A 15,093-nucleotide genomic window follows, 5' to 3' on the forward strand; every position below is an offset into this window, starting at 1 on the left:
GCCGGATCTTGACTTGCGCTCGCCGTTTGCAGCGCTGCAAACAGCATGCATCGACCGCCATGAGGATGCAAGTGAAACAAGCCGGAAACTTTTCGGGGCCTCCGGTCACCCGTGCTGAGCCGACACCGACGCGCGGGACCCGGCGGTGCTCTCCCGGACGATGAGCCGGTGCGGGGCGCGCACCTCCAGGCCGGGTGGGGGCGTGGTGCTGCCGATGCGCAGCAGCAGGCGTTCGACCGCGGTGGTCGCGATCATCTCCTTGTCCGGCGAGATCGTGGTGACGGACGGGTTGGAGTAGCGGCCGTCCTCGATGTCGTCGTAGCCGATCACCGCCACGTCCTCGGGCACCCGCAGGCCGCGGGCGATCAGCGTGTGGATCGCGCCCAGCGCGACCAGGTCGCTGTAGCAGAAGACGGCGTCCGGCGGGTCGTCCCGGTCGAGCAGGTGGGCCATCGCCTGGGCGCCGTCCGGCCGGGTGAAGCGGGGGGTGTGGACGATGAGGTCCTCGTGCACCGGCAGGCCGCGCCGCTCGTGCGCCTCGCGGAAGCCGCGGGTGCGCAGCTGCGCGCACTCGCCCGTCGCGTACGGCTGGTCGCCGATCGCGGCCAGCCGGGTGCGGCCGAGGTCGAGCAGGTGTTCGGTGGCCTGCCGGGAGGCCGTGACGTCGTCGATGCCGACATGGTCGAACCTGCCGTCGCTGACCCGTTCGCCGAGGATGACCAGCGGCAGGTCGGGGTCGCGGTCGGCGAGCGCCTCCTGGGACAGGCCCAGCGGGCTGAAGATGACGCCGTCGAAGAGCAGCCTGCTGGAGCCGTGGTTGATGAGCATGCGCTCGTGCTCGGGGTCGCCGTCGGTCTGGTCGATCAGCACGTTGTAGCCCTGCACGCGGGCGGCCCTGATGATGCCCTGCAGCAGCTCGGAAAAGTACGGCGTGTCCAGGTACGGCACCACGACGGCGATCTGCCCGGAGCGGCCGCTGGCCAGATTCCTGGCCAGCACGTTGGGGCGGTAGCCGAGCTGGTCCACGGCTTGCTGCACGCGCGCCCTGGTCCGCTCGGTGACGTTCGCGTACCCGTTGACCACGTTGGACACGGTACGGCTGGACACGCCGGCGAGCTTCGCCACGTCGCGCAGCGTTACGTCTCGTCCTCGTCGCACCTGATCCCCCCGCCGGCCTGTCGCTCTCAGACCTCGTGACGTCCCTCGGCGAAGTTTCCGACAGGTTACCTCTTGCCGTCCACCGGGTCTGCGTGCATGCTTCTTGCAGCGCTGCAAAAGATGGTAGAACAGGATCTCCTTCCTGCCCATCCCGCAGGGTATGTGACAGCGGCCACACCTCACACCGCCCGGGGGCCTTGGGTGTGCGGCGGGGACGTGACGGCCGGCCCACGGTGTGCCAGCACCGAGGGCCGACCTACCTCACACGTGATTCGAGCCGATGGAATCCCCACGGAGAGACCCCATGAGTGTCAGGTACTTCAGTGTAGAACGCAGACGGCGCCGAGCGGCCCGGGCTGCGGCGATGGCCTTGGTCACCGCTGCCGCCATGGTGCTGGCCGGCTGCGGCGGCTCTGACCCGGGCGGCAAGCCCGACGGGCCGGTCAAGATCAAGGTGTGGGCGTGGTATCCCGCGTTCCAGCCGGTGGTCGACCTGTTCAACAAGACCCATACCGACGTGCAGATCGAGTGGACGAACGCCGGCACCGGGCAGGACCAGTACACCAAGCTGCAGACCGCGCTCAAGGCGGGCAAGGGCGCGCCGGACGTGGTGATGCTGGAGTTCCAGGAGATCCCCACCTTCCAGCTGACCAAGCACCTGGTCGACATGGGCAAGTACGGTGCCAACGACATCAAGGGCAACTACGTCGACTGGGCTTGGAAGCAGGTCAGCAACGGCGACGAGGTGTACGCGATCCCGGTGGACGCGGGGCCGATGGCGATGCTCTACCGCAAGGACATCTTCGACAAGTATGGGCTCACCGTGCCGAAGACCTGGGCGGAGTTCAAGGAGCAGGCGCAGAAGCTGAAGGCCGCCTCGCCGACCAGCTTCATGACCGACTTCGGGGCCAACGACGGCGGCTTCATGACCGGCCTGCTGTGGCAGGCAGGGGCGCGCCCGTTCACCTACAAGGCCGCCCAGGCGCCCAACATCGGCGTGGACGTCAACAGCGAGCCGGCCAAGAAGGTGATGGCGTACTGGGAGGACATGGTCGACAGCGGCCTGGCCGACACGGCCGCGTTCGCCACCACCGACTTCTACAACGGGCTGAGCACGGGCAAGTACGCGACGTACCTGGCCGCGGGCTGGGGACCGGGCTATCTGTCGAGCGTGGCCAAGGAGACGTCGGGCAAGTGGCGGGCTGCGCCCCTGCCGCAGTGGAATCCCGGCGAGAACGCGCAAGGGGACTGGGGCGGCTCGGCGTTCGCGGTGACCGACCAGACCAAGCACCCGAGGGAGGCGACCAAGGTCGCCATGGAGATCTTCGGGGTGAACAAGGACGCCTGGAAGATCGGCATCGATCAGGCGTTCCTGTTCCCGACCGCCACGCCGATCCTGGAGTGGGACGCCTTCCGCGAAAAGAAGTACGACTTCTTCGGCGGCCAGAAGGTCAACGAGGTGTTCGTGCCGGCGTACAACGGCATCGGCGAGTTCGAATGGAGCCCGTTCAACAGCTACTACTTCAGTCAGCTGACCACGGCGCTGAACCAAGCGGTGGAGAAGAAGTCATCCTGGCCCGCGGCGTTGGACACCGTACAGCAGAACCTGTCCACGTACGCCTCCCAGCAGGGCTTCAAGGTCGCGCCATGACCGCAGCGAACGGGTCGACCTCGACCCGGGTGAAGTCGCCCGGTCCCGCCGGCGGGCCCCGGGCGACCGGCCCGGACGGCCGGAAAGGGGCCCGCCGCCGCCGTCGCCGTACGTCGGGGCGGCAGGCGGTGGCCGGCTGGCTGTTCGTCGCGCCGTTCGCCGTCCTGCTGGTCGCGTTCCTGCTGCTGCCGATGGGATACGCCGCCAAGCTGAGCCTCTACCGCTCGACGCTGGTGGAGGGGGAGGTCTTCGCCTGGCTCGACAACTACGGGCAGGCGCTGGCCGACCCCGAGTTCCGCCGGGGCGTGGTGCGGGTGATCGTCTTCGGGCTGGTGCAGACGCCGGTGATGATCGGCATTGCTCTGCTCGCCGCCCTCCTCATCGACGGGGCGACGTCCCGGCTGTCGCGGTTCTTCAGGCTCGCGGCGTTCGTGCCGTACGCGGTGCCGGTGGTGATCGGAACGCTGATGTGGGGATTCCTCTACAGCCCGAACACCGGCCCGCTGAGCTCCCTGACGGATGTGGACTTCCTGTCCAGTGACACGGTGCTGTACTCGCTGGGCAACATCGTGACCTGGCAGTGGGCCGGCTACAACATGATCGTGCTGTACGCGGCCCTCCAAGGCGTGCCGCGTGAGGTGTACGAGTCGGCCCGGATCGACGGCGCCGGACCGGTGCAGATCGCCTTGCGGATCAAGACCCCGATGATCTCGTCGGCGATCGTCCTGGTCACGATCTTCACGATCATCGGCACGCTGCAGTTCTTCACCGAGCCGCTGATCCTCCAGCCGCTCAACCCCGGCGCGATCACCAACAGCTACACACCCAACGTGTACGCCTACCAGCAGGCGTTCTCCTACCAGCAGTACAACTACTCGGCGGCGATCTCGTTCCTGCTCGGCGCGGTCGTCTTCGTCGGGTCCTACATCTTCCTGTTCGCCACGAGACGAAGGAGCGCACTGCGGTGAGCACGGTGACACACGGCAGTGCCGGCACGCACGCCACGTCAGCCGCAGCGGCACCGCACCGGCCGCGCCGATTCGCCGGTGGCCGGATCGCCTCGCACGCGGTGATGGCGGTCATGGCAATGTACTTCCTGCTGCCGTTCTGGTGGCTGCTCGTGGCGGCGACCAAGGACAACGACGGGTTGTTCGCTTCACAGCCGTTGTGGTTCAGCGGCGACTTCAACCTGTTCGACAACCTGTCGCTGCTGTCCAGCCAGGATGGCGGCGTGTACCTCAAGTGGCTGCGCAACTCGGCGCTGTACGCGGTGGTCAGCGGCGTCGGCGCGACGGCGATCGCGGCCCTGGCCGGGTACGCGTTCGCCAAACTGCGCTTCCCCGGCCGCAACGCCCTGTTCGCGACCCTGCTCGGCCTCATCATGGTGCCGGCGACCGCGCTGGTCCTGCCGACGTACCTGCTGATGAGCGAAGCCGGGCTCGCCGACACGGTCTGGGCGGTCATCCTGCCCTCTCTGCTCAACCCCTTCGGGGTCTACCTGCTGCGCGTCTACACGCACGACTCCGTGCCGGACGAGATGCTGGAAGCGGCCCGGATCGACGGCGCCGGCGAACTCCGGGTCTTCACCAAGGTGGCACTGCCGACGATGCGGCCGGCGCTGGTCACCGTGCTGCTGTTCACCATGGTGGCCACCTGGAACAACTTCTTCCTGCCTCTGGTGATGCTCAGCGACCACGAACTGTTCCCGCTCACCGTCGGCCTGCGCACGTGGTACATGTCGGCCACCATCGGCAACGGCGGACCGGCCCTGTTCAACGTCATCGTCGTGGGCGCGCTGGTCGCGATCGTGCCGCTGATCATCGCGTTCCTCATGCTGCAGCGGTACTGGCGCGGTGGCCTGACGATGGGCGCCCTCAAATGACAGCCGTTCATCCATCCACGGCATCAGGCCGGCCCCGAAGGGAAACCATGCTCCTCGCATCCGTCGTCCTCGACCCGGCCTCGGTCGTGGCCCCGGTCAACCGCCGCACGTTCGGCTCCTTCGTCGAGCACATGGGACGGTGCGTCTACACCGGAATCTACGAGCCGGATCACCCCCTGGCGGACGAGGACGGGTTCCGCACCGACGTCCTCGCGCTCACCCGCGAGCTGGGCGTCACGTTGGTGCGTTATCCGGGCGGCAACTTCGTCTCCGGATACCGGTGGGAGGACGGCATCGGCCCGCGCGAGCAGCGGCCCCGCCGCCGCGACCTGGCCTGGCACTCCGTCGAGACCAACGAGGTCGGCATCGACGAGTTCGCCCGGTGGGCAGGCAAGGCCGAGGTCGAGATCATGTACGCGGTGAACCTCGGCACCCGGGGCGTGCAGGAGGCCCTGGACGTGCACGAGTACGTCAACCACCCCGAGGGCACCACACTCTCCGACCTGCGCCGGGCCAACGGGGCCGCCAAGCCGTACGGCATCACGCTGTGGTGCCTCGGCAACGAACTCGACGGTCCCTGGCAGACCGGGCACAAGACGGCCCACGAGTACGGGCTGCTCGCCGCCGCCACCGCCCGCGCGCTGCGCTCCGCCGAGCCCGGCCTGGAACTGGTGGCCTGCGGCAGCTCCAGCTCCAGCATGCCCACGTTCGGCACGTGGGAGGCCACCGTGCTCGAACACGCCTACGACCTCGTGGACTACGTCTCCTGCCACGCCTACTACGAGGAGCTGGACGGCGACCTCGGCTCCTTTCTGGCCAGCGCGGTGGACATGGACCACTTCGTCGACAGCATCGTCGCCACCGCCGACAGCGTGGGCGCCCGCCTGCGCAGCAAGAAGAAGATCAACCTCTCCTTCGACGAGTGGAACGTCTGGTACCTGTCCCGCTTCCAAGGGCAGGAACCACCCGCCGGCTGGGACGTCGCACCGCGAGTGATCGAGGACGAGTACAACGTCGCCGACGCGGTCGTGGTCGGCAACCTGCTCATCTCCCTGCTGCGCCACAGCGATCGCGTCACCGCCGCCTGCCAGGCCCAGCTCGTCAACGTGATCGCGCCGATCCGCACCGAGCCCGGCGGGCCGGCCTGGCGGCAGACCATCTTCCACCCGTTCGCCAAGACCGCCGCCCTCGCCCGCGGCAGCGTGCTGCGCACCCGGCTCACCTCACCCACGTACGTCACCGCTCGGCACGGTGAGGTGCCCGTCGTCGACGCCGTCGCCACCCACGACGCCGAGACCGGCGACGTGGTGATCTTCGCCGTCAACCGCGACCAGACCGACCCCGTGGAGCTGACCGTGGACCTCCGCCTGTTCGTCGAGAAACCGCGCCTCGCGGAGGCGTGGACACTGACCGACGACGACCTGCGCGCGACCAACACCGCCGAGCACCCCGACCGGGTCACGCTCCGCCCCACCGAGCGGGTGTCCTTCGACGGTGAGACGCTCACCGTCGTGCTGCCCCGCGTGTCGTGGAACGCGATCCGCCTGCGGCCTGCGGGAGAGTAGGTGATGAGCCGTGGATGAGGTCGCGCCTGGCGTGGGGAGGATGGATCACGCCTTGCGGGCGACCCCGCCCATGGCGGCCTCCTGGTCCTCCGGCACCCTGCCGACCTTCACCGGGTCCGGCCGCCACCTCGACGTCACCACCACGCCGGGTTCGACCAGATCCAGCCCGTCGAAGAAGCCCGCCAACTGCTCGGGAGACCGCACATGGTAGGTGTTCGCCGACCTGGCGTTGTACGCCTCGATCGCCGCGTTCAAGGCCGGATTGGTGTCGACACCGTCGCTGAGCGCCAGATAACTCCCCGGCGGCAGAGCCGCCATCAGCCGGTCGATCAGCCCCTTGGGGTCCTCCTCGTCGGAGATCTGCCCCATGATGCCCAGCATCATCAGCGCGATCGGCTGGTCGAAGTCCAGACTGGACGCCGCGCCGCGCAGGATCACCTCAGGCTCGCGCACATCGGCCTCGATGTAGTCGGTGACCCCTTCCGGGGCGCTGACCAGCAGAGCCTGGGCGTGGACCAGTACGAGCGGGTCGTTGTCGACGTAGACGATCCGCGATTCCGGTGCGATCCGCTGCGCGACCTCGTGGGTGTTGTCGGCGGTCGGCAGCCCGGTGCCGATGTCCAGGAACTGGCGGATGCCGGCCTCGGCGGCCAGGAAGCGGACGGCACGTTTGAGGAAGTGCCGCTGCAACCGGGCTACCCGCGCGAAGTCGGGGAACATCCGCAAGATCAGGTCGCCGGCCTCTCTGTCGGCGGGATAGTTGTCCTTGCCGCCCAGGATGTAGTTCCACACCCGCGCGGAGTGCGCGATGTCGGTCTGAAGTCTGCTGGATGGCACGTCATCGCTCATCGGGGGTCTACTCCATCAAGTGACGCGATCGGGAGGCGACAAGCCTAGCGCCGGTAGCACCCTCAAGATCCATATGGACGGCCGTACGTCCCCGTGCCTCGATCAACACCGTCCTCGGGCGGATGGCCGTCGGGTTTCCCGCGGAACGCGTCGGCGAGAGGGCCGTCGCCGATGACGGTCAGCGTGCCCGCGTCGTACGCCTCCGCCGGCGTGATCGCGCCCTGGACGAGGGCGCGGCAGGTCTCGCTGCTCATCGTCAGCCGAAGGTCGGGATCGTCGGCCGCCCCGTCACCATAGGACGGGCCGCCAAGGTGGACGTGGAAGACGCCCTCGTCCAGCCTGATCTCCACCACTCCGTCAAGGTCCGGCGCGCACTCCCGCAGCCGCTCGATCAGGGGGATGGCGAACCAGTGCGCCCGCACCGCGTCCGTGGGCCGCCGGTCGGCGAGCTCGGACGCGCCCCACGCCGACAGGGCGGCCAGGACCGGCAGGAGATCCCGGCCGCGGGGCGTGAGCTCGTACACCGTGGCGGCGCCCGGCGGCGGCAGCTTGCGGCGCGTGACCACCCCGTCCTGCTCCAGCTCCTTGAGCCGGGCGGCGAGCATGTCGGTGCTGATCCCCGGCAGGTCGGCGTGCAGGTCGGTGTAGCGCCGGCGGCCGGCCAGCAGCTCGCGCACGATGAGCAGGGCCCATCGGTCGCCGATGACGTCCAGAGCGCGCGCCGCCGCGCAGAAGTGGTCGTAGCTCCGCCGTGCCATGCCGACACCTTAAAGGTTGGACTTTCCAAGTGGCTACTTGGTAGAACCAAGTGTCCTTTCGGCGAAGCGCGCCCCGCGATGGAGACCAGCACATGGAGTTTCGGCAGTCCAGCAAACTGAACGGCGTCTGCTACGAGATCCGCGGGCCGGTGATCGAGCACGCCAACGCCCTGGAGGAGGCGGGGCACAGCGTGCTGCGGCTCAACACCGGGAACCCGGCGCTGTTCGGGTTCCAGGCGCCCGACGAGATCCTCCAGGACATGATCCGGAACCTGCCGCGCGCCCACGGCTACACCGACTCGCGCGGCATCCTGCCCGCCCGCCGCGCCGTCGCCCAGTACTACGAGCAGCGCGGCATCGAGCGGGTCGGAGTGGACGACGTCTACCTCGGCAACGGCGTCTCCGAACTCGTCACGATGGCCGTGCAGGCGCTGGTGGACGACGGCGACGAGATCCTGATCCCGTCACCGGACTTCCCGCTGTGGACGGCCGTCACCAAGCTGGCGGGCGGCAAGGCGGTGCACTACAGGTGCGATGAGTCCGCCGACTGGTACCCCGACCTCGACGACATGGCCGCCAAGGTCACCGGCCGCACCAAAGGCGTCGTCATCATCAACCCGAACAACCCCACCGGCGCCGTCTACCCCCGCGAACTGCTGGAGGGCATTCTCGACCTGGCGCGGCGGCACGGGCTGATGGTCTTCGCCGACGAGGTGTACGACAAGATCCTGTACGACGACGCGGTGCACCATCACGTCGCGGCCCTCGCCCCCGACCTGGTCTGCCTGACCTTCTCCGGGCTGTCCAAGTCGTACCGCGTGGCCGGTTTCCGCGCCGGCTGGCTGGCCGTCACCGGTCCCCGGCAACACGCGGAGAACTACCTCGAAGGCCTGACCATGCTCGCCTCGATGCGCTTGTGCGCCAACGCCCCCGGCCAGCACGCCATCCAGGCCGCCCTTGGCGGCCGGCAGTCCATCGAGGACCTGGTGCTGCCCGGCGGACGTCTGGAGGAGCAGCGTACGCGCGCCTGGGAGCGGCTCAACGAGATTCCGGGGGTCTCCTGCGTCAAGCCCAGAGGGGCGGTGTACGCGTTCCCCCGGCTGGACCCGGCCGTGCACAAGATCGTCGACGACGAGCGGTTCGTGCTGGACCTGCTGCTGCGCGAGAAGATCCAGGTCGTGCAGGGCACCGGCTTCAACTGGCCGTACCCCGACCACTTCCGCATCCTGACCCTGCCCTACGCCGACGAGCTCGACGCCGCGATCAGCCGCATCGGCCGCTTCCTCGACGGATACCGGCAGGTGTGAGCCCGGCCGGTGAGCCGGTTTCGCGATTTGGAACCACCACACCAGGGTGCCGAACGCCACCACCGCGAGCAGGCGCGGCCACAACCGCTCGCCGCGCCGGCGCCATCCGTTCAGCACCAGCGCCACGACGAGCGGGACGGAATGGACGGCGATGCTCGCCGGGACGCGGGCCGGGCCGGGCGAGCGCGTCCAGGACGCCGCGGGCGATCTCGGGGCATTCGAGCGCGGGCTCGGGCCACCGGCTGCCGCGCTGCTCAAGGACGATCGCGTCGCGGTCGCGGCCGAGGGTCATCTGCGACAAGTAGCCGGTGAGCTGGATCGATCCCGAGCCGGGCCCGCCGCTGGTGTACACGACGGGGTCGGGCTTGCGGTCGGGGGCCGTCGATCGGCGCACCGCGAACCCCACCTTGATCGTCCTGCTTCCGGGCACGCCGCGCCGTTCGGGGACCAGCAGGAAGCCGCACCGCGTACCGGCGGGGACCTGAACCGGGCATACTCACGGACGAGGAGTGGGAGTTCATCGAGCGCCGCGGCCCTGGTGGCGGCCGGCGCCGAACCCCTCGCCCATGCCGGCTTCGCCGTGGTGTTCATCGCACTGTTCGAATTGGTTCAGGCGAACGAGGACCTCGCCCAGAAGCTGGGCCCGTACCTGGGCGGGTCAGGTATTGCGCGGCTGTCCGCGAAGCACGTCAGCCGCGCCTACGACAAGCTGTACGGCCCCAAGGCCCGCCCCTCCGATCCGTGCGATGAGCCGCAAGGTAGAGCGTCCGCTCTTTGATCTTGTTGATGCGGCGTTCCGCCTATTGCGCGTCGCGCGGCAATGGTCAGTGCTGGCGCCGGGGCGAAGCGAGGCGCTCGGTTCCCGACCTGCGGCGTGCGCATTTCAGGGTTACTTGATTGCCCCCTACGGCACCGCCCACCACCGCTGGAAGGCTGCTGCGCCGCCACCGGCGTCGACATCGACATCCACCCGCTACGCCACGCCCACGCCACCGAGCCGAAGCCTCGTCTTGTTGCGCCGCCGTTGTGGTCTGCCGGCCCATGCGGGGGGACAATCCGTGCATGGCAGATCGGCCGAGCGTCGGACCTGGGTTTGTGATCTTCACCGTCTGCTGGCTCGCGTTCCAATCGTTCGTCATGTACCAGATCACCACGGCTGTTCAGGAGTCAGGTCCTCTGGCTGTGATGCTGGCCATGTCCGCGTCAGGGATCGTCCTCGTGCTCGCGTATATCGGCATCGTCCTCGCCGCGGCGGCGGTCATGGGGAAAGCCGGACGCGAGCGGAAACGGTACTTATCTGCAATAACCTCGGTGCCGTCCTGGGAGAACATCCCGCCCGCGGCGAGGGCGACTCGTTCTAAGGCTGCGGGGATCGGAGTCCGTCACATAGCGAAAGCTCTGTGGCGGTTGTAACGGATCGTCTCCGTGGTGAAGTGACAGGGGGCATCCAGTGGACACAACCGCCGCGGCCGAGGCGTTCAACGCCACGCTCAAGCGCGAGACTCTGCAGGGCGCCCGGCACTGGCCTACCGCCCACGCCGCCGCCATCGGCACTTGGGAGAAACGCTGCTCCAGGGGGCGCGCCCAGGGGGCGTCGTCGGGGCGGAGTGTCGATCATGCGGGACTCGAACGAGATCTGCCGGAAACCATCGATCCGGTTGCGGTGAGCGCGGCGCGAGCTTGCCGGGATGGTCCTGGTCCAGGCGATCGCGGCCTCGAAGGCGTCCACCAACTCGCTGGTCACCTCGGCAACCATGCCGCCGTGCCAGGCCGGCAGAACGGCCACGCACTCGCCGAGGACCGTCTCCACCCAGCCGGCCGTCCAGCCGAGCCGTAGTCCGGCCTGCCCGGCCGTGGTGAAGCCGTCGGGGTCGCGAGCTCGGACGGCGTCGGCCGGGCCCGTCAGATGCCTGATCCCGGCCGGCTCCAGGTCCAGCCGCCAACGGCCGGTCCCGATCGCGAAGACGCGTTTATTGCCGGTGCCCCGATGCGGCCATTTGGCGAATGTGGTGCAGGACCAGCGCCGGTTCGGCAAGGTGCACGTAGTGGTCGCCAGTGGGTGCGACGATGTGGCGTCCACGTGTTGATAGGGCCGCGATCTGCCGGTGATGGGCGATGATCTGCTGGTCGGGGCGAGCGCTGATGACGGCCACAGGCAGCGAGCCCCACGATCCGGCGGTTCGGGGCAGCTTGCGGAGGGCTTGGGTGCTGGTGTCGTAGGTGCGCATCTCCGCGGCGGCGGCTGTCCAGGTGGACGGGCCGAACACCACGGGGACGTTGTCGCGGGTGAGCCGGGGTTCTCGCGGGTCCACCATCCATGCGCCTGTACGAAGCAGACCCACAGCGGTCGCCGCGGACCACGCCTTGGCCTGAATCGTGGCCAGGAGGGCGAGATCGTCCTTGCTGTACTCGTCGGCGGGGTCAAGCAGGACGATGCCGGCAACACGGTCCGGCCATCGGGCGTGGAACAGGCGCGCGATGTGTCCGCCCCACGAGTGCCCGACGAGCACGAACGGTCCGGGTTCGCCCGCCCGGGAAAGTAACGCGGCGAGATCGGCGGCCTGGGTGGTGACGTCCTGCTCCCCAGGTCCTTGGCTGCTCCAGGCATAGCCGGCGCGGTCGTAGGCGCAGGAGCGCCGACCGGAGGCGGCGAGCGTGTCCTGGAGATCCGCCCACGTGGTGGCGGAGTCGCCCCATCCGGACGCGAAGACCACCGTGGGCCCCTGGGATCCCAGGCAGCGCAGGTGGAGTTGGTGTGTGCCCAGGTCGACCAGGCGCCCGGGGGATGCATGGCGCTGTGGGTCGGTGGGCGCGAGTGACTGCTCGACGGCCGCGCCGGTCAAGCAGGCCACCAGCAGGGTGCCGAGGAACCCTGTCCGCACGCGCCGCATCCAGCCTGCGCGCGCTGTCACGCGGGCCGGCACCGGCTCGCGTTCGGCCGCGCGGCGGAACGCACCGCTGCCCACGAGGGCGGCGATGGCTGCGAGCATGACCAGCCAGCCCGGCCACCCGCTGAGCCCGATGGTCCAGGGATTGCTCAGCGCCCTGGGGTCGTCGGAGGCGAACAGGACGTTGACGAAGCCGATGACCAGCGTGTTGTTCGCGGCGTGGGCGACCACGCAGGGCCAGATGAGCCCGGAGGCCAGGCGTAGCCAGCCGAGCAGCACGTTGAAGAGCATCACGGTCACCAGGAAGGGGACCAGCCGATGGGCGGTGCCGGTGCCGACGTATCCGGGCAGGTGCCACAGCCCCCAGATCAGGCCGCCGAGCAGCAGTGCAGGCCACAGCCCGAGTGGCCGCAGCCGAGGCAGCAGGAAGCCCCGCCAGGCCCATTCCTCGCAGAAGGCCAGCGGCAGCAGCAGGACGAACAGCCCGAGGTTGACGGCCAAGGCGGACAGGATCGGCCCGATGGGCACGTCGTCCTGTCCGACCGTCTCCGGCGCGTAGACGCCGCGCAGCCCCGAAAACCCCGTGAGGTCGGCCGGATACACCCCGGCCAGCGCGCCGATCGCCACGGCCAGGAAGGCGAACACGAGCGGGGCCGCCAGCCCGATCACGCACAGGCGCACGAGCCGCCCCTTCGGGGGCAGCGGCGCCATGGCAGTGTCGCGCGGGATGTCGCCGGGCCGGCGGATCCAGCGTACGACCACGAATGTCGCCACGCCGACACCGAGCATGCCGCCGCCAGCGACGAGGTCGACGCCGGTGAGCATCCGCAACAGCCACAGCAGCCACGGGACCGTGAAGGCCAGGAGCAGGAAAACGGTCAGCTCACGTCGGCGAAAGCCGCGGAGACCCTCCCGCGTATCGGCGGCTTGCAGCTCAGGGCTTGAGCGCATGGTGGCGGTCCTTTCTGGGGGGGGTCATCGCTTTGCCTCCGAGATGGCGGCAGCCACCTGGGCGGCACCGGTGGTGCTGATGAGCAGTTCGTCGTAGCCGAGCTTTGATGTGCCGGGGTCGAGGGCGATGTGCAGGGCGGGCACGCCGCGCCGCGCGCAGACGAACTGCCGGGCTCCGGCCGGCGGCCCCCAGGAACCGATCTTGAGAAGCCCGGTGACGAGCACGCCGGCGCGGCGCATTCCTCGGGTCTTCCGTAGTGGCCGCTCGACGTCGGTGACGTGGCGCACGGTGGTCAACGGGATGGTGAGCGCGCCGCGCAGGGCGAAAGGGCGCTCCCAGAAGGTGAACCGGACGCTCAGGGCATCACGGTGGAGGGTCACTGAGGCCATGTTGTCTTCCTTTCGCACACCGGGATACGTCTCCTCTATCTGTTATAGCTCATCTATATCAGATAAGATTGTGGTTGTGCTCCTGACGATCGACCTCGGCAGCGAGGTGCCGCTTTACCAGCAGATCCGCGACCGGGTTGTGGAAGCCATCGCCGGTGGTGATCTGGCGGAGGGGTCTGCCCTGCCTTCCATCAGGCAGCTGGCCGCCGACCTGGCGATCAACTTCCACACCGTGAATAAGGCCTACGACCTGCTGCGCCAAGAGGGGATCATCCGCATCAACCGCAAGAGCGGAGCCATGGTCCGCCGCGACCCTTCCTCTGGGCCCCCGCAGCCCGGCTACGCCGACGACTGGCAGGCGCGGCTGCGCACGCTCCTGGCCGAGGCCACCGTGCAGGGCATGACCGCCGACGAGGTGCTCCAGCGGTGCGGCGACACCCTCGCCTCGTTCCACACCGAGCCGACCACGAAGGAACCAGCATGACCATGCTCGCCCTCGCCTGCCTTGCCCAGGCCGCACTGCTCACCGTTGCCGCCTGGTCCTTGCCGGTGCTGGCCCGTCCAACGCTGCCCTTCGGCGTACGGGTGCCGGCGGCCCGTGTGACCGACCCGGCCATCACCGCGCAACGCCGCCGCTACTCACGGGCGGTGGTGACCCTCGGCGTACTGGCCGCCCTCGTGTCGGCCGCCGCCGTCATACGCGGCACCCCCGGCGTGCTCACGGCCACCGCCGTGCTCCTGGGCGCCGCCGACATCGCGCTCTACGCGACCGCGCACCGCGCGATCCACGCCGCCAAACGGCACGGCAACTGGTACGCCGACACACGACAGGCCATCACCGCCGACACCACCTGGCGTACCCACCCGGTACGGCCACCATGGCCGCTGCTGATTCCCTCGCTCGCCCTGCTGACCGGCACCGCCGCCATCGGGCTCGCGCGATACGGCAGCCTGCCCGACACGCTGGCCGCCCTGCGCGGGCTAGGCGTCGACGTCCACCATCGCGTCGCCACCACCCCCGTGACCGCCTTCGCCCCGGTCCTGTCCCAGACCGCGATCACCATCCTCGCCCCACTGCTTGTGGCCGTCATCGTCCGAGCCAGACCCGAGACGGACGCCGAGCACCCGGCGAGCTCGGCTCGACGCTACCGCGTATACGTGCGCGGCATCGCCACCCTCCTGCTGGCCGGCGTGGCCTGCGCCAACCTCACCCTGCTTCTGCTGGGCCTTCAGCAGTGGGATCTCCTCACGCCCTCGCCGCTGACAACGGCGGCGACCTGGGCGCCCATGGCGGCCGTCGTGGCCGCCTTCCTGATCTTCGGCGTCCGGGTCGGCGAAGCAGGCCACCGTCTCCCGGCCCAGCCCGGGGAATCCGGTTCCGGCTACGTGCAACGCGATGATGACCGGTACTGGCATCTGGCCGGAACCGTTTACATAAACCGCCACGACCCCGCGATCCTCGTCCACCAGCGCGTCGGCAGCCGATGGACACTCAATCTCGGTAACCCCGTCGCCTGGACCGTGCTGGCCGTCCTCGCCTCGCTCGCGCTGCTGCAACTTCTCGGCATAATCGACCTGCCATCCACCAGTTGAGGCGACTGGCACTGCGGTCCGCATCTGAAAACGCCAGGTAAGGGGTTGCGGTGTGTGAGCACGTTCCGGGCGGCGTATCCGTTTGCCGGACTCGATCACCT

14 protein-coding genes are annotated in these 15,093 nt (G+C 69.0%); 9 read left to right on the forward strand and 5 right to left on the reverse strand.

Annotated features, from left to right (window positions below; translation table 11 throughout):
- Positions 1-105 precede the first annotated feature (105 nt).
- Positions 106-1,125, reverse strand: a complete 1,020-nt coding sequence (locus HNP84_RS34860) for a LacI family DNA-binding transcriptional regulator (RefSeq protein ID WP_312926457.1) — start codon at positions 1,123-1,125, stop codon at positions 106-108.
- A 397-nt stretch (positions 1,126-1,522) separates the two neighbouring features.
- On the opposite strand from HNP84_RS34860, the gene HNP84_RS34865 reads away from it, so the two are divergent.
- The 4 genes from HNP84_RS34865 (at position 1,523) to arfA (ending at position 6,256) form a co-directional block, all read left to right on the forward strand.
- Complete coding sequence (locus HNP84_RS34865; protein ID WP_185054306.1) at positions 1,523-2,809, forward strand: ABC transporter substrate-binding protein; 1,287 nt, start codon at positions 1,523-1,525, stop codon at positions 2,807-2,809.
- Entirely contained in the window at positions 2,806-3,777 is a 972-nt protein-coding gene (locus HNP84_RS34870) for a carbohydrate ABC transporter permease (RefSeq protein WP_185054307.1), read from the forward strand. Before HNP84_RS34865 ends, HNP84_RS34870 begins: the two co-directional genes overlap by 4 nt.
- Positions 3,778-3,890: 113 nt before the next feature.
- Entirely contained in the window at positions 3,891-4,691 is an 801-nt protein-coding gene (locus HNP84_RS34875) for a carbohydrate ABC transporter permease (RefSeq protein WP_221337150.1), read from the forward strand.
- A gap of 47 nt (positions 4,692-4,738) precedes the next feature.
- The gene (gene arfA / locus HNP84_RS34880) at positions 4,739-6,256 is read left to right on the forward strand and encodes an arabinosylfuranosidase ArfA (protein WP_185054309.1); all 1,518 of its coding nucleotides are present in this window, start codon (positions 4,739-4,741) and stop codon (positions 6,254-6,256) included.
- Between the two features lie 45 nt (positions 6,257-6,301).
- Here arfA and HNP84_RS34885 read toward each other — a convergent pair whose 3' ends face one another.
- Together HNP84_RS34885 and HNP84_RS34890 are read right to left on the reverse strand one after the other, a co-directional pair.
- A complete protein-coding gene (locus HNP84_RS34885; protein WP_185054310.1) occupies positions 6,302-7,105 on the reverse strand; it encodes an SAM-dependent methyltransferase in 804 nt (267 codons plus the stop codon).
- 62 nt (positions 7,106-7,167) lie between these two features.
- Complete coding sequence (locus tag HNP84_RS34890) at positions 7,168-7,863, reverse strand: winged helix-turn-helix transcriptional regulator (protein ID WP_185054311.1); 696 nt, start codon at positions 7,861-7,863, stop codon at positions 7,168-7,170.
- Positions 7,864-7,955: 92 nt separating this feature from the next.
- Here HNP84_RS34890 and HNP84_RS34895 point away from each other — a divergent pair, with 92 nt between their 5' ends.
- The 3 genes from HNP84_RS34895 (at position 7,956) to HNP84_RS34905 (ending at position 10,583) form a co-directional block, all read left to right on the forward strand.
- On the forward strand, positions 7,956-9,170 hold the full coding sequence (locus HNP84_RS34895; RefSeq protein ID WP_185054312.1) for a pyridoxal phosphate-dependent aminotransferase: 1,215 nt from the start codon (positions 7,956-7,958) through the stop codon (positions 9,168-9,170).
- A 46-nt stretch (positions 9,171-9,216) separates the two neighbouring features.
- A complete protein-coding gene (locus tag HNP84_RS34900; RefSeq protein ID WP_185054313.1) occupies positions 9,217-9,948 on the forward strand; it encodes a hypothetical protein in 732 nt (243 codons plus the stop codon).
- A 284-nt stretch (positions 9,949-10,232) separates the two neighbouring features.
- Entirely contained in the window at positions 10,233-10,583 is a 351-nt protein-coding gene (locus tag HNP84_RS34905) for a hypothetical protein (protein WP_185054314.1), read from the forward strand.
- Positions 10,584-11,140: 557 nt separating this feature from the next.
- Here the strand turns inward: HNP84_RS34905 and HNP84_RS34910 are convergent.
- The gene (locus HNP84_RS34910; protein ID WP_185054315.1) at positions 11,141-13,009 is read right to left on the reverse strand and encodes an alpha/beta fold hydrolase; all 1,869 of its coding nucleotides are present in this window, start codon (positions 13,007-13,009) and stop codon (positions 11,141-11,143) included.
- A 24-nt stretch (positions 13,010-13,033) separates the two neighbouring features.
- Positions 13,034-13,399 carry a hypothetical protein gene (locus tag HNP84_RS34915; protein ID WP_185054316.1) on the reverse strand — a complete coding sequence of 122 codons (366 nt, stop codon included), beginning with the start codon at positions 13,397-13,399 and terminating at the stop codon, positions 13,034-13,036.
- 76 nt (positions 13,400-13,475) lie between these two features.
- Between HNP84_RS34915 and HNP84_RS34920 the strand changes: the two genes are divergently transcribed.
- Positions 13,476-13,883: a GntR family transcriptional regulator gene (locus tag HNP84_RS34920; RefSeq protein ID WP_185054317.1), complete on the forward strand. Its 408-nt coding sequence runs from the start codon at positions 13,476-13,478 to the stop codon at positions 13,881-13,883.
- Positions 13,880-14,992 carry a DUF1648 domain-containing protein gene (locus tag HNP84_RS34925; protein ID WP_221337152.1) on the forward strand — a complete coding sequence of 371 codons (1,113 nt, stop codon included), beginning with the start codon at positions 13,880-13,882 and terminating at the stop codon, positions 14,990-14,992. The genes HNP84_RS34920 and HNP84_RS34925 overlap by 4 nt, the downstream gene beginning before the upstream one ends.
- Positions 14,993-15,093 lie beyond the last annotated feature (101 nt).

Source organism: Thermocatellispora tengchongensis, assembly GCF_014202315.1.
Lineage (GTDB): Bacteria > Actinomycetota > Actinomycetes > Streptosporangiales > Streptosporangiaceae > Thermocatellispora > Thermocatellispora tengchongensis.